At 53.9% G+C, this 16,910-nt stretch carries 14 protein-coding genes; 5 read left to right on the top strand and 9 right to left on the bottom strand.

All coding sequences use genetic code 11. The features are described 5' to 3' along the window. Positions 1 to 8: 8 nt before the first annotated feature. The 4 genes from serA to ACW9KT_RS06085 form a co-directional block, all read right to left on the bottom strand. The gene (gene serA / locus ACW9KT_RS06070; RefSeq protein WP_457078474.1) at positions 9 to 1,910 is read right to left on the bottom strand and encodes a phosphoglycerate dehydrogenase; all 1,902 of its coding nucleotides are present in this window, start codon (positions 1,908 to 1,910) and stop codon (positions 9 to 11) included. A 158-nt stretch (positions 1,911 to 2,068) separates the two neighbouring features. Beyond that, positions 2,069 to 2,785 (bottom strand): DUF421 domain-containing protein, encoded by a 717-nt coding sequence (locus tag ACW9KT_RS06075; protein WP_457078475.1) that lies wholly within the window; start codon positions 2,783 to 2,785, stop codon positions 2,069 to 2,071. Positions 2,786 to 2,881: 96 nt separating this feature from the next. After that, positions 2,882 to 4,012, bottom strand: coding sequence for a serine hydrolase domain-containing protein (locus ACW9KT_RS06080; RefSeq protein WP_457078476.1), 1,131 nt, complete (start codon positions 4,010 to 4,012; stop codon positions 2,882 to 2,884). 171 nt (positions 4,013 to 4,183) lie between these two features. After that, positions 4,184 to 4,693 (bottom strand): DUF421 domain-containing protein, encoded by a 510-nt coding sequence (locus ACW9KT_RS06085; protein WP_457078477.1) that lies wholly within the window; start codon positions 4,691 to 4,693, stop codon positions 4,184 to 4,186. Positions 4,694 to 5,204: 511 nt separating this feature from the next. Here ACW9KT_RS06085 and ACW9KT_RS06090 point away from each other — a divergent pair. From ACW9KT_RS06090 to ACW9KT_RS06105, 4 genes are all read left to right on the top strand, one after another. After that, the gene (locus tag ACW9KT_RS06090) at positions 5,205 to 6,413 is read left to right on the top strand and encodes a helix-turn-helix domain-containing protein (protein ID WP_457078478.1); all 1,209 of its coding nucleotides are present in this window, start codon (positions 5,205 to 5,207) and stop codon (positions 6,411 to 6,413) included. 301 nt (positions 6,414 to 6,714) lie between these two features. Next, positions 6,715 to 7,221 carry a hypothetical protein gene (locus tag ACW9KT_RS06095; RefSeq protein WP_457078479.1) on the top strand — a complete coding sequence of 169 codons (507 nt, stop codon included), beginning with the start codon at positions 6,715 to 6,717 and terminating at the stop codon, positions 7,219 to 7,221. A gap of 79 nt (positions 7,222 to 7,300) precedes the next feature. Then, entirely contained in the window at positions 7,301 to 7,861 is a 561-nt protein-coding gene (locus ACW9KT_RS06100; protein ID WP_457078480.1) for a YceI family protein, read from the top strand. 119 nt (positions 7,862 to 7,980) lie between these two features. Continuing rightward, positions 7,981 to 9,120 (top strand): serine hydrolase domain-containing protein, encoded by a 1,140-nt coding sequence (locus ACW9KT_RS06105; protein WP_457078481.1) that lies wholly within the window; start codon positions 7,981 to 7,983, stop codon positions 9,118 to 9,120. 297 nt (positions 9,121 to 9,417) lie between these two features. Here ACW9KT_RS06105 and ACW9KT_RS06110 read toward each other — a convergent pair whose 3' ends face one another. From ACW9KT_RS06110 to ACW9KT_RS06125, 4 genes are all read right to left on the bottom strand, one after another. After that, a complete protein-coding gene (locus ACW9KT_RS06110) occupies positions 9,418 to 11,103 on the bottom strand; it encodes an ATP-binding protein (protein WP_457078482.1) in 1,686 nt (561 codons plus the stop codon). A 36-nt stretch (positions 11,104 to 11,139) separates the two neighbouring features. Next, positions 11,140 to 11,559 (bottom strand): hypothetical protein, encoded by a 420-nt coding sequence (locus tag ACW9KT_RS06115; protein WP_457078483.1) that lies wholly within the window; start codon positions 11,557 to 11,559, stop codon positions 11,140 to 11,142. 37 nt (positions 11,560 to 11,596) lie between these two features. Further along, the gene (locus ACW9KT_RS06120; protein WP_457078484.1) at positions 11,597 to 12,640 is read right to left on the bottom strand and encodes a hypothetical protein; all 1,044 of its coding nucleotides are present in this window, start codon (positions 12,638 to 12,640) and stop codon (positions 11,597 to 11,599) included. A 939-nt stretch (positions 12,641 to 13,579) separates the two neighbouring features. Then, entirely contained in the window at positions 13,580 to 14,536 is a 957-nt protein-coding gene (locus tag ACW9KT_RS06125; RefSeq protein ID WP_457078485.1) for an aldo/keto reductase, read from the bottom strand. Between the two features lie 415 nt (positions 14,537 to 14,951). Between ACW9KT_RS06125 and ACW9KT_RS06130 the strand changes: the two genes are divergently transcribed. Then, positions 14,952 to 15,806: a bacteriorhodopsin gene (locus ACW9KT_RS06130; RefSeq protein ID WP_457078486.1), complete on the top strand. Its 855-nt coding sequence runs from the start codon at positions 14,952 to 14,954 to the stop codon at positions 15,804 to 15,806. A gap of 56 nt (positions 15,807 to 15,862) precedes the next feature. On the opposite strand, the gene ACW9KT_RS06135 is transcribed toward ACW9KT_RS06130, so the two are convergent. After that, entirely contained in the window at positions 15,863 to 16,873 is a 1,011-nt protein-coding gene (locus tag ACW9KT_RS06135) for a bestrophin family protein (RefSeq protein ID WP_457078487.1), read from the bottom strand. Between the last annotated feature and the right edge of the window lie 37 nt (positions 16,874 to 16,910).

Below are 16,910 nucleotides of genomic sequence, written 5' to 3' on the forward strand. Positions count from 1 at the left end.
GATAAGTTCTAATACAACACCCGAAACTTAATCGTGTGCTCCACCTTGCGCAGGGCACCAATTACCTCAGGAGCGTATTCCTTATCAATATCAGTAATCACGTAGCCAATGTGCTCGTTGGTTTTGAGGTATTGGCCGAGGATGTTGACGTGATGATCGGCTAGCACGTTGTTGATGCTGGCTAGCACGCCGGGTACGTTGGCGTGGAGGTGAATGAGGCGGTGGGCCTGCTGCACGGGCAGCTGAATGTTGGGCAGATTCACGCTTTGCTGGGTGTTGCCGGTGTTCACGTAGCCCATGATGCGCTCAGGCACGAATTCGGCGATGTTGCGCTGGGCCTCGGCCGTGCTGCCGCCGATGTGGGGCGTGAGCAGCACGTTGGGCAAGCCCCGTAGCTCGTTCTCGAACGATTCGTTGTTGGTTTTGGGCTCGTAGGGGAACACATCGACGCTGGCGCCGCCCAGGTGGCCGCTACGGATGACGGCGGCCAGCGCGGGAATATCCACAATGTGGCCACGGCTGAGGTTGAGGAAAATGGCCCCCGGCTTCATCAAGGCGAATTCTTCGGCTCCGATAAGGTTTTTGTTGTCGGCGCGGCCGTCTACGTGTAGGGTCACGATGTCGGCTTGCTGAAGTAGCTCCTGCATGGTGCGGCACTTGACGGCGTTGCCAAGCTGGAGCTTTTCGGCTACATCATAATAAATCACCTGCATGCCAACGGCTTCGGCCACCACTGAGAGCTGGCTGCCAATGTTGCCGTAGCCTATGATGCCCAGCTTTTTGCCCCGAATCTCGAATGAGCCTTTCGCCGACTTGTCCCACTCGCCGCGGTGCATTTTGGGGTTTTTGTCGGGGATGCGGCGGGCTAGTACGATGATTTCGCCTAAGGCTAATTCTACCACCGAGCGAGTGTTGGAAAATGGCGCGTTGAACACGGCTACGCCTTTTTTCATACAGCCTACCAAGTCAATCTGGTTGGTGCCGATGCAAAAGGCCCCCACAGCAATCAGGCGGTTGGCGGCTTCGAGCACGCGAGGTGTAACCTGGGTTTTGGAGCGAATTCCCAGAATGCTCACGCCCGCAATACGTTCTACTAATTCGTCTTCATCGAGGCCGCCGGGCACGCTTTCTACCTGGTAGCCCTCCTGCCGAAACAGCTCGGCGGCGCGGGCGTCGGGGTTTTCGAGGAGGAGTACGCTGATGCGGTTTTTGGGGTAGCTGAGCGTCATGGGAAGCTTATTTTGATAGAGAAACTCGTCGAAAGAAGGAATGACCTCGTCGGCCTGGGCCACAACGGAAGCGCGGGCCACGTTTTCGGTGAAGGCGTAGAAGCGGTTGGCCAGGCCGGCTTCGCGCATCTGGTAGTCGGTGTAGCCGTCGCCCATCACGTACACGTCGCCGGCTAGGTCGAGCTGGCGGAGCTGCTCAATTTTGCCCCCGTCGCGGCTGAGCACGTTGTCGGCGTCGAAGCCGGTAATTTGCCCCCCAGCGTCGTAGGTAAAGGTATTGGCCAGCACGTGGTCGGCATCTATGTCGAAATCAGCCACTACAGGCTCGATAAATTCGCGGAAGCCGCTGCTCACGATATACACCCGCCCCCGAAACCGCTCGAAGAAGCTGCGGTTGCGCACGATGCTATCCGAAACCTTGGTTTTGAGCTGAGCCACCAGCAGCGGCAGATGCTCGCGTCGGGCCTGCAACAGCGCCAGCCGCTGCTTCAGCGACTCCGAGAAGTTAAGCTCCCCACTCATACCCCGATCCGTTAGGGCCCGGATTTGCCCCACGATTTTTTCGCGGTCGGGGTGGTGCTGGAGGGCAATATCGGCTAGCTCATCGAGGCCTTCTACTTGGGTGAAGGTGCTGTCGAAATCGATGATGAGGTAGGGGAGAGACTGGACTGAGGGAGACATATTGAAGCAAATGCGCGCTGATTGCAGTGAAAGCAGCTCGTGCAGCAGTAACTATTGTTGTGGAGACCGTTGATCAGCAGGACATAGGTGTGCGCTACTCCCATTCACTGAGAAAGCGCAATAATACCACATGAAGTAGGTGTAACCGCAAAAACTTCTTACCCAATCCGCAGCGTGGCGCAGGCGGGCACCCAGGCTTCGTTCTCGCACACAGCACACTTAGCCGCTTCGCCGCGGGCTAGCTCCTGTACTTTACCGCAGCGGGCGCAGGCGTGGAGTCCGGCTTCCTGGGCACAGTGGTGGGTATCGGCTATGCGCTCGGGCCAGATAGGCAGGCCGGGGCGCACATCTTTATCCTCACAAAAGAACAAACTCACGTCGCCGGTGGCTTCGATGTAGGCGCGGCGTACTTGGCCGAGGTGTTCTACTTGGAGCTGGCGCATCTCGCCAAATACTTCCTTTTGGGTGAGATTCTGTTTGTCGAAGTTCTTCAGGTTGATTTGGCCGTCTTCTACCAGCAACAGTGGTTTGCCCTCCAGCCAGTCGCTGAACTTAGGCACCCGCTCGGTGAGGCGGTTGAAGAGCAAGTACATGAGGGCCACCACGGCAAACACCACCAAGGCGTGCAGAATGGGCACATCGTCGTAGAACATGACGTCGCCGGCGGCTGAGCCCAGGGCCAGAATGATGCTCAGCTCGAAGATGGACAGCTGCCGTACGCCGCGGCGGCCTGTGGCGCGCAAGGTGCCAATCAGCAGCAGATATGTAAGAACGCAGCGGAAAGCTATTTCCAGCAGAAACAGCGGGGGCGCGTCCTCCGAAAGGAAGATGCGGTGCCAGTCGAAAGGCTCGATGGGAGCGGCAAGGAGAAGCATGGAAGCGCGTTAAAGATTGCCTGTCCTAACGCGTTTTCAGCGGCTACTGTTGTTGAGCTACTAGGCTCCTAGTAGATGAGCTTCGTCGTGCTGCTTTTACTCCCGCACCGCCGCCAGCACCCGCTTGATCAGCTCGTCGGGCTTGCCGTCATGCCAGCGCCACACAATGACGATGTCGTGCTCGGGGTCAATCCAGATGGTGTTGGAGCCGGCCCCGAGGGCGGCGTAGCTGGTAGCGGGGGCGCTGGGCCAGGCTTTCTGCTCAGTGTTTAGCCACCAGAGGTAGCCGTAGTCAGGACCGACGGGGCCACGGGTGGTGGCTTGCTTCATCCAACTGGCCGATACGAGTTGTTTTGCCCCCCAGCGGCCCTGGCGCAGCATAAGATAGCCAAAGCGGGCCTCGTCGCGGGCGCTGATCCAGAGGCCACCGCCCCAGCGCGTGCCGCCGCTCACCGAGGGCATGGGCTTGCCATCGATCTGCACCGTAGAGTTGCGGTAAGGTACCCACTGCCAGGTATTAGACGCCCCGATGGGGTTCATGATTTCATCCCGAAATACCTCGGGCAACGGTTTGCGCCAGAGCTGCAACAACGACAGCGCCATACGGTTGATGCGCACGTCGTTGTACTCGTAGTAGGTGCCGGGTACCTGGAGCTGGCGGGGCTTACGCTCGCCCTGGCCGAAGGCTTCCTTGCCGATAAAGTTGACGTTTTTGCCCCACAACTCACCGGCCCACTCGCTGGTCTGGCGCAGGTGGTGCTCCCAGGTAATAGATTGGTTTTGGGCCGAGGCGTAGCTCCCATCTGAAATGTAATTGGCCACGGGGTCCTTCACATCCTTAATAATTCCTTTCTCCACGCTAAGCCCCACGATAGTTGACAGCACGCTTTTGGCCACGCTGTACGTTGGGTCGGCGGCTTTGGTATCGCCCCACTCGGCCACGATGTAGCCGTGGCGCAGAATGAGGCCATTGGTGGCGGCGCGGGTGGCAGGCAGCGGGCCGAGGGGTTCGCCGAAAATCTCTTTTTGGGTGGAGAAATCGGGCTTCATTTGGGTAGTTTCCTGCTGCTTGGCAAATGCTACGGCTTGCTCTAACAGAGCAGCATCCATGCCTACCTGCGTAGGTTCTTTGCGCTGCCAAGTGTCGCCGGCGCCGGGGTAATAATGAGTTGTCTGGGCCTGCGTAGTTTGCTGGCGACTGGACGAGGGCTGTTTAGCGCAGCCCAAAAAAGCGAGAACAAGGAGAAAATAGTACGGTGTGTGGCGCATGGGGGGCATTTTCAAGACGGCCAAAGATGCTTAAAATCCTTCACCATCCCGTGGTCCTCCGCCATGCTTTGCACTCACAGGGGTGAACTGCGAGCGAAGCATTCGACCCCTGTGAGTGCAACATTAGTATCAGTCGTCTTGCTTTTTGACTACACTGATGGTACCACTGCGCTCTAGCCACACTGTGTCCGCCTGATCGGCCGAGGCTATACTGGCGCCTTCGCGTATTCCCTCGAGCATATCTTCTTCCGTAATATCGGAATGGCGCATAGAATCGCGGTGCAGCTGGCCCTGCTGAGCCAGAATAACGGGCTTGCCTTTGATAATTCGACCCACTACGTCGAAACGGTAAGCGGCGATGGCCAGTAGGTGGTGTAGGCCCACAAACACGGTGCACGCCAGCAGGGTTGCCCCAAAGGGAGAAGCGGCTACCACGGCCCGACTCAGCATGGACCCAATCGTGAATTTTAGTACCAAGTCAAATGCCGTATCGCGGCCGAAAGACCGGGAGCCCACTACACGGAGCATAGCTAGTGCAGCCATGAACACAATAACTGCCCGCACTGCCATTTGATATGATTTGATAGAATCGGTATCGGCATACCAGCCCACTAAATCCTTGAAAAATTCTGTATCCATTATCCTAATTCTGAAAAAATAAACGCCTTTCATAAGTTACTATGCTGAAGTGAAGCAGCTTATGGAGCAAGGCAAAAAGAGAAGTAATAGCCATTGATAAGCTACGGCCAGCAAACAGCCAAGCTGTGGTCATACGACCATGAGAAGTGCTGGTTTTAGGAATTAGCCAAGCTGCAGACGCAAGCTGAACAGGACCGTCGGGCGCAGTAGTAGGCAACAGATGAGCTTGCTATACCTGGCCCGACTGCTTGCAAAAGATTGATTGGGCTAGGGAAAGTCGACTCCTTAAGCAACACTTACGCGCTAGTATTTCTTTATCTTCCACGGCCACTTTGTGCTCGGCAAGTGGGTGAAAAGTTTTGCCAGATTTGCCCCCCAGCCGAGTAGTCCTGTGTTTCGCACAAACAGGTTGATTATAAGCTACTAGCTGAGCCAGAGTAATAATTCAGTGTCGATTAAGAAGCCCGATAAGTACCCGGTAAGCCTTTAAGCGCCGAAACCCGATTTTTCCATGCAGCTCACGATTACCCCAGAGATTGTTCTACTTTTTGCGGTGCTGGCCCAGGCCATTTTTGCCGCAGGATTGCTCTGGTTTGCCCCCCACAATCAATTCCCAAACCGCTTTTTGGCCTTGCTGCTGCTAGCTATGGCCCTCTGGATGCTGGACGGCTTGTGGCGGGCGTCGGGGCTATATGGGCAAAATGCCGAATGGTACTTTACGCCCATCTACTATTCCCTCGCCTTCGGGCCGCTGCTGTACTTCTATGTGCAAAGCCTCGTGAACCAGCCTTTTCAGTGGCGGGCGCGGTACTGGTGGCATTTTGGGCCGGTACTGTTGCAGGCCGCGCTGTACTGGTGGCTGCGGTTTGAGCCTTATTCGGTGCGGCTCTGGTTTTGGGAACATGTGCATCAGCCCTACACCTACCGAATAGAGTTTATCGGTACCTGGGTTTCTCTGATGGTGTATTTGGCCCTAAGTCTGCGCCTGCTGCGTCGCTACCGTCGCTGGCTGCCCGACAACTTCTCCGAAATGTCGCAGCTGCGCTTGCAGTGGCTGCGGGTGCTTTTGCTGGTGCTCGGGCTGGTGAGCGTGCAGTGGCTGGTAGAAGTAGTGCTGCGCGAGTTCTTCCAGATGTACTACACCTACGATTATTCTACGTGGCTGCTGGGCGGCGTAGTCTTGCTAATTGGTGTAGTTGGCCTGCGCCAAGCCGACATGCGCGCTGTGCATTTCGCTCCCGCCGAAGTTGCCGAAAATGCCCCCCAGCCTTCGGAAACGACGGCCCAGTCGGAGGCGGAATCCCTTGGGGGGCATTTTTCGGGAGAAACTGCGGAGAATACCGTTTCTGTGGCCCCGGTGGCGGTGCGAGCTGCTGCCGCGACGGTAGATGCGGCTGTGCAGGAGCGAATTCGGCGGGCGCTGGAAGACGAGCAGCTATACCTGAACCCCACACTTACGCTGGCCGAGCTGTCGGCGCACACGGGACTGGCGCCGCGGCTTATTTCGTTTACTGTTAATAATGGTTTCGGCCAGTCCTTTAACGACTTAGTGAATGGCTACCGGGTAGAAGCTGTGAAGCGCCGCCTCGCCAACCCCGCCGACGTGGCCCGACTTACGCTGCTGGGTATCGCCTTCGAGTGCGGCTTCAACTCCAAAACAACTTTCAACCGCATCTTCAAGCAGTTTACCGGCGTGGCGCCCAGCGATTTTAGCGCTTAGTTGTTGGCGCTTAGTGCTTGGTATTTAGAAAACAAAAGCCGGTCATGCAGAGCACAGCGAAGCATCTCGCGTGCTGATGCTGGGGTACTATTACAACGAAGCGGGCGAGATGCTTCGCTGTGCTCTGCATGACGAACAAGCTTCTGGTACTTCCTGAGTTGCCTGGCTATCTACTAAAGGGCAAATAGCGAAGAATAAAGCCCCACATCATGATGTGGTACGTTCCAATGCTGTATTTGGGGCGTTTGGTGCTATTTGAGCCCCCACTTTTGGACCGTACTCACTTCACTGAACTACGGTCATGAAAACCCTCCTTGTAGCGCTGGCCTTGCTGGTCAGTAGCACCCAGCTTGCCGCCCAAACCGCTTGGACCGACCACACCCGCGCCCTGCCCGGCAAGCTCCGCCAAGTGCCCGTAGGCCTCACGCTTTGGCACACGCCCAACCCCAATTACCCCGAGGCCGACCCCAGCAAACCGGGCCAATACGTGTGGAAACATAGCACCCTCGTGCGCGCCGACGTAGCCGATCTGGAGATAGTGGAATGTGGCAGCTTTATCTGGTACAGCCCCGAGGGGTGGAAGGCCAATATGCGCGAAACACCCGCCGAGTTTGCGGAGCTGTTCAACTGTCCCCAAGGTCAGCTGCGCCAAGGCACCATCTACACCTTCGCCAAAAACTATCGCTACGCCGCTAGCGCCCAGCAGCTCTACGGCGGCGACGCGCTCTGGTACATTCTGGCCAAAGACAAGAACGGCAAGCTCTACAAAGGCATGGGCCTAATCGAGACGGAAGCTACGGTCCGTTAGCTGCTTAACTCCCTGTAAGGCTGTCTGGGGGGCTTTTCTATACACTTAACAACTCTCACGTTAACTTATCTCATTCATCATGAAAACGCTCTTGTTTACCCTGCTCGCCGGCCTGCTTTTGTCCTTTCGGCCTGCCTCTACTTCTACTTATCAAGCCTTGCCTACTGCCAGCCAGCTTACCTGGATGGGCTACGCCGAAGTCGGCGACTGGGCACCCAGCGGCACGCTGCAGCTCCGGCGCGGCACCTTCGTGTATGAAGGCAATACGCTGCGCCAAGGCCGCTTTGAGTTTGAGATGAAGACCATCACGCATACCGACGCTCAATTGCAGAAGCACCTGCGCGGCGCTGATTTTTTCGATGTGGAGCGCTTTCCGGTCGCTGTATTTGTGTTGCGTGAGGTAATAGATGGGCAGGCCGCTGGGGAGCTTACCCTGAAAGGGATTACCAAACCAGTACGCTTTCCGATCACCATCACGCCACAGCTCGAAGGTCTGCGAATAAAAGGCACCGCCACCGTTGACCGCACGCAATTCGGAGTGAACTACAACTCCAGCAGCTTCTTCCAGAACTTGGGCAGCTACGCCATCCGTAACGAGTTCACCCTGGCATTTGATGTAGTGGCAAAAGCCGGTAAATAGCTGATAGACAATCAATATGCTATATTAGCAAAGTGATTTATAGATGAATTACATCACATTTAGTCGGTATGCGAATAACCACTCAGGCATTGAAGCTACTGTTCGCTTTCGGATTGCTTATGCTTAGAGCACCAGTCAGCCAAGCTCAAAAAGCAGCTTTTCAGCGCCTTGATGGCAGTCGTATATCAGTGCAGGAGATAGAGCGGCTGGTGCCCGCGCTTATGGATTCAGCTAAGGTTCCGGGCTTGGCGCTGGCTATTCTCGACAATAACAAAGTGCGCTATGTAAAGGCTTTTGGCTACCGCAACGTGGAGCAAAAAAGCCCCCTGGAACCTCAAACGGCTATGTATGCGGCCTCATTCAGCAAAGCCGTATTCGCTTACCTCGTAATGCAGCTAGCGCAGGATGGCCTGCTCGACTTAGATAAGCCCCTGTACCAATACCTGGGCAAGCCACTGCCGGAAGTGGCAGGCTACGAGGATCTGGCGGCTGATGACCAGTGGAAACAGCTCACTGCCCGCATGGCCCTCACCCATACTACCGGCCTGCCCAACTGGCGCTGGCTGGAATCCGACGAAAAGCTGCGGTTCAAGTTTGCGCCTGGCGCTCAGTACTGGTACTCGGGCGAGGGGCTGCAACTGCTGCAGCTAGTAATAGAACATATTACCCAAAAAGGACTACAACAGCTAAGCGAGGAGCGCGTGTTTAAGCCCCTGGGCATGGCGCGTACCAGCTACGTATGGCAGCCCGCCTTTGAGGAAAACCACGCGGTAGGTTACCTGGAAGATGGCAAGGCACTTCCCAAGAAAAAACGCAAAAAAGCCGGTGCCGCGGGCTCCATGGAAACCACCATTGCCGATTATGCCACGTTCGTGGCCGCCGTGATGCAAGGCCAAGGCCTAACGGCGAAGGCCAAGCAGGAAATGATCCGCGCCCAGGTGGCTATTCCCTTCAAGGCTCAGTTTGGCCCCCTGGCCACCGTACCGACTGACGATAATAAGTCCATCAAGCTGTCGTATGGGCTGGGCTGGGGGACGTTTGAGTCACCATACGGCCACGCTTACTTCAAGGAAGGGCACGACGACGGCTGGGAAAACCATAGCGTGGTATTTGGCGACCAGAAGAAAGGGTTGATCCTAATGAGCAACAGTTCGAATGCCGATAAGCTGTTTAAAGAGCTGTTGGAAAAGCTGCTCGGCGACACCTTCACGCCCTGGCAGTGGGAAAACTATGTGCCGTATAATTACTCGGCAAACTAAGCCCTGACTTCACATAAAAAGCCCCACAGCGCCTCTCTATCATAGGTATAGCTCACATCATTGACAGGTGTGTAGTCGTAAACTCTTTTGGCTCAGCCAACTAGAATCTAAGTACAACCGCATCGTCAGATGCGTCTAATGCTGTATAAAAAGGCCGCCGGAAGGTAGAGAAGCATAACCTTGCCGTGCACCAAAGTCGTGAAAGGAGCCCTGTGCTTCGGGGTAGTAACTCAAGGGAACTTACCAGCCGCGAATCATGTGGCAGTACGTGCGGATTATTCCTCAGCTCCCTTGAAATCAGGCAGATCGTTCGCTGGTTAACTTGTGCGAGGGCTCAACCAAGGCTGCTGCTGTCAAAGGCAAGGTGATGATAAACCTAGTCCAGCCATTCGGCTCCGACTCAACAGCTATATTGCCCTTATGGGTCTTGATAATATCCTGGCTGATAAACAGCCCTAACCCAGTTCCCTTAGATGTAGGCTTGGTCGTGAAAAATGGAGAAAACAGCTGCGCTTTATCCACTGCGGAAATTCCCTGACCATTGTCCTGGACGCTAATCTCCACGAATTCCGGGAAGAATGACGTGGTCACCACTACCTTGGGTCCGAAGTGCTCGCCCAGTAACAATTTCTCTTGGAGAGAATAGACTGAGTTATTGAGCAGGTTCACGAGCACCAAAGTCATTTCAGCTGGCAGGATGCTCACGTGGGAGGGGCGCGTCACTGGGTCCTTTATGAATTCTAGGGAGATACCCATATTGGTCACCGGACTTTCCTTAGAAAATGTAAGCAGCTGAGCCTCAATAAAAGAGTTAATATTGGTTTCGATAAATACGTCGGACTTGGCTTGCAACAGCTTATCCATGCTTCTCACTATTCGGGTTAAGCTGAAGCCGTGCTCCTCGATCTTTCCGGTGTTATGTTCAATCATGGTAAGCAAGGGTACTACCTCGGTCTGCACGTGGGCGTCGGCGGTATAGGGCGGGCGGGTCAGCAACTCTTTGCTTTCTTGCAGAAACTCAGTGGATAAGGCGGCGAAGTTGCTCACATAGTTCAAGGGATTCAGAAGCCGATCCACCAGCCCTTTGGTTAGCTGACCAATGGAGGCAAGTTTCTCTTGGCGAATGAGTTGCTCCTGGGTTTCCTCGAGGTCGGTCAACGTCTTGCGTAGGTCGACCAACAGCTCGTCTGACTTTTTCTTTTCCAGCAGCAACTCGCGGGTGCGGTCTTCCACTTCCTGCCGGGCTAGGGACAGATCGGTGACCATTTTGTTGAAGGCTACTCCAAGCTCGCCAATCTCATCGCGCGACTTGCTATACACCCGCTGGGTGAGGTCCCCCCGGCCCACGCGCGTGGCCGCGTCGCGCAGCTCCAATACAGGCACGGATATGTTACGGGCCAAGCCAAAGCCAATAACGATGCCGATGCTAAACACTAGAGAGCTGAAAAGCAGAGAGGTAAGTCGAATTTGCTTGCGGCTTTGAATGATTTCTCGGGTGGAAGAGGCCAAGAGAATTTCGCCGTTCATCATGGGTGTGCTGAAAGGCGCCCGCTTGAGTACCGTGGTATCATTGGAGGTCGCCTCTACCTCAACCGCATGGCCCGCCGGGTAGGTTTTAAATACCGTGCGCTTGATTTCATACGCCGAGTGCTCGTTGTTCCACAGGGTATCGGTTTGTAGCAAGCTCACAAACTGCAAGAGGGGGTCTTGCTTAACGAAATCCATGGCCGTCTGCACGCCCTCGAAATTCTGCTCGGTCATGGCAATTTTCACCCCTAACGCGACTGTGTTAGCGTGGTTCTGCACTTCTTTGTTGAAGTTATTCAGCAGATACCGCTCCTGAATCACGGGCAGGTAAAACAGCACGAAGAAGGAAAACAGCAGGACGATGCTGGTCACCGTCAACCAGATCTTAGTCTTGACCGTCAGCCGCAAGAGCCGTAATTTAGAAAAGAGCAGGGACCGGTGCAGACGGGGAAGCATAAGTGGAGAGCAGCAACAGGGTAGAGCAAAGCGTGCTTATAGCGACTTTTTTCCGTCGATGAGGACGGTTTTGCCGCTGCTGGGAGGCTGGTTCACCACGCCAATAGCCCCCGTAGTCTGAGCGATAAACTCTTCTAGCTCGGCCTCGGAATTAAAGAAGTTCGGCGGATCAGCTTTGCCTTGGAAGACGAGCGCTAGCCAGTACTTATTCAATTCATTGGCACTCATGTTATAAATCTTCTGGCCGGTATAAGTGCCGATAGGTGTGCTGCTTTTCATCAAGGCAATCACGACTTTGCTCCCATCAGGCCAGCGCAAACGCTCGCCCCGCATAACGGCTTTCAGCTGGCTGAGCTTCATTTCCGCGGGTGCGCCTTTGCCATTCGCAATGACCACCAAGGGCAAGTCTTGGGCCCGGGCGGACAAGCTGCCGCCAGTACTAAGTAATAATAACAAAAAAAGAAATCGACAATGCCACGCCATAAGTTGTTAATTAAAAGCCTACGGCTAGCTGAAACGATACTTTATCTACCGCCGCGGTCCGATAGCTTTTTGTCCGCTGGTACTCCACTTTCACTACCGCCAGGTAATTGAACTCATAGCGTATCCCGCCCACAAATGATTGCACATTGCGGTCTGAGAAATACACTTCCTCCTGGCGGTACTGAATGTCATCCACTCGGATATAAGGAATAATTTTATCAGTCAGCCTAATGCCCGCGTACGCGTAGGAGGCAATAGTATTTTGCCTCCCCAGGCTGTCGGACTGGTTTAGGGCCATGCTGCTCTCCGCCAAGAGTTCGTATTTTTTTGAGAACAAAGAGTCGTTGTAGGCGAAGGAAGCGGTCAAGATGTTTTGATTTATCTTGGTCAGGGCCCGAGTGTTGATACCGCCCGAGTGATTGTGCAGCATGCTCCCTTTGGAAATGACATCATGGTAGAGGGAGGCCCCCATGCGCCACCCGTCCTTAGGTTTTACGTGCACGGCCATGGTCAGGGACTTGAAACTATTGTTGTCTATTAGTTCTCCGGCTCCTAACCCGTTGCCCACCATAACGTCGTAGCCGAAGCGAAGGGCCCCCAGATTCTGGCCTTGTAAGCTAACCCCAGTCGTGTGCAGGGGAATGATTCCCTGGGCAAACAGTAAGGGTCGGTCAATGGTGGGAAAGAATACCCGGCCGTGGTGGTAGGTATCATTCCAGTAATTGACGGGGGTGTGGTGTTTGCCTATTAAAAAGCTGTGGTTGCCCGCGTAATTGTACTTGAGAATGATGCGCTCAATACTGACGGCAAAGTCCGTTGGGGAGGCCAGAGAAAACCTAAACACTGTCTCGCCCAGAAAGGATAAGCGCGGCGTTATCTCGGAAGTGATAAACAAGTCCTGCTCGCCCAGGCCAAAGTTCACTTTCCCGTGCTGGTAGTAAGCGTAAGTATCGACGAAGCCCCGGATTTGGGTGCGTTGGGCCGCCAAAGGTTGAGCCCAACCCAGTAGTAAACCCAAGACTAATAAGGTAATTAGGGTAAAGTTTTGCTTCATACTTATGGTTTAAAGGTATACTGAATGCCACGGCCTGCCGTCGGCACTGAATCTTAGCGCGCAGCCGGGCTAATCCACTTTATCGCTGTTCACTAGGAGGAAAAGGGGGCATTATGCACGGCCGCGTAAATTGATCAACCCGCCAACCGGAAGTAGGCAAAATCAGTCCTTTAACCTTGGGCATGTTCAAAGGAGTATGCAGCTTCATTGTACAATGACAGGTAGTCAAACTAGACTGGATATACGTTAGCCGCTAGAGAATGTAAAAACTCCGAAATTTGAATAAATAAGTATAAGAAAACTCTTAAAGTTACTTTATTTCTTCATGTTTTTACGGGAAATGGGTCAACCACTACAATAAAAGCAAAAGGAGGTATCTATCTATTTGTTATAATGAGCGGACAACGGAGTACAATAGGTGTAAGAAGCTACGCTAGTTATTTTGTAAGACACTGTTAATCAGATGTATAAGATATTTTTCCCATAAGTTGATTGCCAGTTTTTGGGAGGAAGGTTTGAGTACGCCAACAATGAAATCAAAAGCATGAAATTTCCTCATGCAGCTTACTATCAACAAGATAATGCTCTTCTTTTTGTCGTATTGACTTATCTGGTAGTCACAGTGGGGCTTCTGTATTATGTACTCTTAAATCAGTGCTAACCGTTTTTGGTGTTACTGCTTCCTTTAAAGATGATCAAGACTGGAAGTGAGAAAACTACGATGTTGAGGTTGGACGCTAGAATAACTTAACTATAGTTAGTAGCATATATAAAGCGGCGAAATTCAGCTGAAAAGTCCCCTGGCGCATCGGTGTCCTTTATTGAAAGACTACTTATACGCAAAGGAGGCCCTTATCAGAATAGCAGCTCTTGAACTCAAGAGCCGCTATTCTGATAAGGGCCTCCTTTGCGTTTTTGCGGCCGCTTAGAAAACTAAGTTTAGACGACTACACTTGCGCCTTCGAGCTGCTCCAGTGCCTCGGCATCTAGCTGTAGATTGGTGGCTTTCAGGAGTTCTTCTACCTGTTCGGCGCTGGTGGCGCTGGCAATAGAAGCAGTTAGGCCGGGCTGCGCCATAATCCAGGCCAGGGCCACTTGAGCGGGCGTGGCGTTGAGGCGCTCACTCACGGCGTCGAGGGCGGAGAGGATAGCCAGGCCTTTATCGTTCAAGTATTTTTGGCCGACGCCACCGCCGCGGGCGCTTTTCTTTAGGTCGGCTTCTGAGCGGTATTTGCCCGTCAGGAAGCCGGCGGCTAGGCCGTAGTAGGGAATCACACCGATGTTATGTTCCTGGCATAAGGGCAGAAGCTCCTGCTCAAACTCGGTGCGGTCGTAGAGATTGTAGAGCGGCTGCAGTGACTCGTAGCGCGGGAAGCCGTGCTGCTCGCTGACTTGCAAGGATTCACGCAGGCGCTCGGCCGAGAAGTTGGAAGCCCCGATAACGCGCACTTTGCCCTCCTTCACCAACTGGGCGTAGGCTTCGAGGGTTTCCTCCACGGGCACCGTCGGGTCGTCTTTGTGCGATTGGTACAAGTCGATGTAGTCGGTTTGGAGGCGCTTGAGTGAGCCTTCCACAGCCCGCAGAATGTAGTTTTTGGCTAAGCCCTTATTCTCGGCATTCACTTCCCAGCCTACTTTGGTGGCAATCACCACGTCGTCGCGGCGGCTGCGCTGCTTCAGCCACTTGCCGATGATAGTTTCGGACTCGCCGCCCTTATGGCCCGGCACCCACACAGAGTAGCCGTCGGCGGTGTCGATGGCATTACCGCCCCCGGCCACAAAGGCATCGAGTACGGCGAAAGAAGTGGCTTCGTCGGCGGTCCAGCCGAACACGTTGCCGCCCAAAACGAGGGGAGCTATGGAAAGAGAAGAGTTACCTAATTGACGCTTATTCATGGGGTTCTGGTTGTGTTGGGATTTAATAGATCAGGATAAAACGGAATTGCAGTTTACGGCAGAAAACAGGCAGAAGTCGGCAGAAAGCAGTGCGTTTAAACCTATACAATCAGATAATCATCTGCCGAGCCTGAATCGGAGACGGCGCAGCACGCCTGTAATGCTGCTTAACTGGGTTCGCAATAATGCGCCGACAAGCTGACTGAAATGAGGCAAAAGACAGCGTAAAAAGCAGTCCGAAGCACGCTAGCTCATATAACCTAAGGGTATAATAAGGACAACCATTAAAGATTTTTAATAAACATTTCCCTTATCTGAAGGGTAAGCTAAACTATACCCGAAGCCGCTAAGGCCTCTTTCATTCTATTGCCGTCTACTATTTCTTATTTCGCCAACACCTGTTAATGAGCTGCTTATGGAAAACATGGAAAACCACTTCGCTTATACTTCGGCCCAGTTCGACATTATTACGCATGTCCTGACGCTCGGGGTAGGTGCGCAGATTGCCGGTCTGCTTTATTTCGTGCTGACCCGCAAGAATTCTGCGCCGCGCTACCAGCTTTCCTCGGTGCTGTCGGCGGTGGTGATGGTGTCGGCGGCGCTTATTCTGCTGAATCAGCAAATCAACTGGACCAGCGCTTTTACCTGGGATGGGCAAATGTGGCAGCGCAGCGACAGTACGTTTTCCAATGGTTACCGCTACGTCAACTGGTCGATCGACGTGCCCGTGCTGCTGACCCAGCTACTTATCGTGCTCGGCATTACGGGGGCTAAATTCAAGAAAATATGGCTCGGCTTTACTCTAGGCGGTCTGGCCATGATTTATACGGGCTACGTGGGGCAATTCTACGAGACTACCAGCATTCCGAATTTGCTGATCTGGGGTGCCATCAGCTCGGTATTTATGGTGTACATCTGCTACCTGGTGGGTACTACTATTTTTCGTACCATTCCCACGTTGCCCGGCACGACTGGTAGCCTGATGCGCAACATTTTCTGGCTGCTAATTTTCTCCTGGACGCTGTACCCAATTGCCTACCTCGTACCGTGGTTTATGCCCACCGAGTGGGGCATGGTGCTGCGTCAAGTGTTGTACACCGTGGCCGACATTACTTCTAAAGTCATTTATGGTGTAATGCTCAGCCGCGTTGCTGATGAGCGTAGCGCCCATGAAGGCTATATGCCCGCGCTGGAGTCGTTGGGTTGGGACTCGGAGTCAACGCAGATTCAGGAGCAACAGGCGCGTCACCCCGAGGTACAAAAATTGTAGGCCGCCTAACCTACTAATAAGCTAGGGCCGGTTCTGCTTGGAAATTGCCCCCCAGCTTACAGCAAAATGCCATCTACCGGCTGAATGCGTTCAGGAAGGTTGGTTTCGCCTATTATTTGCCGCAGATCAATCTCAATGTTGCGGCAGATGGCCGTCATGGGAATGTCGTTGATGGCGTTTTCGAAAGGGTTTTCGCTGGCGTCACCAATGGATTCCATCGAAAAGAAAACCCAGGAAATAAGCACGCTGAAGGGAATGGTAAGCCACACAGCGTACTCGCCGAACTTAGCCATTTCGCCCACCAAAGAGAAGGGTAGGAGCAGGGTGAATAGATTGACGAAGATGGTGCTGAAGTGAGCGTATTGGCGCGGAAACGGGAAACTCTTGATTCGCTCAGCCCCACCTTGTTGGGCAAAGCATTCTACAATCTGATTAGCCAGTAAGGCCTGTTCGAAGCCATCGAGTAGGCCTTGATTTTTTAGCTCCGCAAGCTGGGCCGAGTGGGCGTGCAGCAGCTGATTGGTAACAGAGACGGCGCCGCAGTCGGTGCAGCCTAGCTCCAGCGGGAGCAGGAAGGGCTGAAGCGTGCTGTGCATTTCCTCGGCCTGCCGGTGCTGCTGCTGTACTAGCTCCCGGCTGAGGGAGCGCACGTGCGGATCCTCCTGCCACAGGGCGCGTCGGCGCAGCTGCAGGGCATTGCACCAGCCTATTTGCCGCAGTATCAGCTGCCGCCGCAGGGCCGTGATGGCGTCGGGATTATCAAATAATTGGGCGTGGCCCACCAGCGTATTTACCAGCGTAGCCCACGACCGACTGACGTTGGTAATTGCCCCCCAGATGCGCCGCGCCTCCCACAGGCGTTCGTAAGAAGAGTTATTTTTGAAGCCCACGTAAAAAGCCACCGCCGTACCGATGGTAGCCACCGGCAAAAACGGGATGGCAATAAACGTCCAGTCTAATCCCTTATACAAACCCAGCACCAGCGAGCTGAGCAGGGTGTACCACACAATCTTGCGCCAGCTAAAGAACAGAATGACTCGGAGCGGAAAGCTTTTCTGAGTGTACATAAAGAGCTGATGGGCGATTCGTTATCAGGCTGGCTTG

The sequence above is a fragment of the Hymenobacter sp. HD11105 genome, from assembly GCF_054051685.1.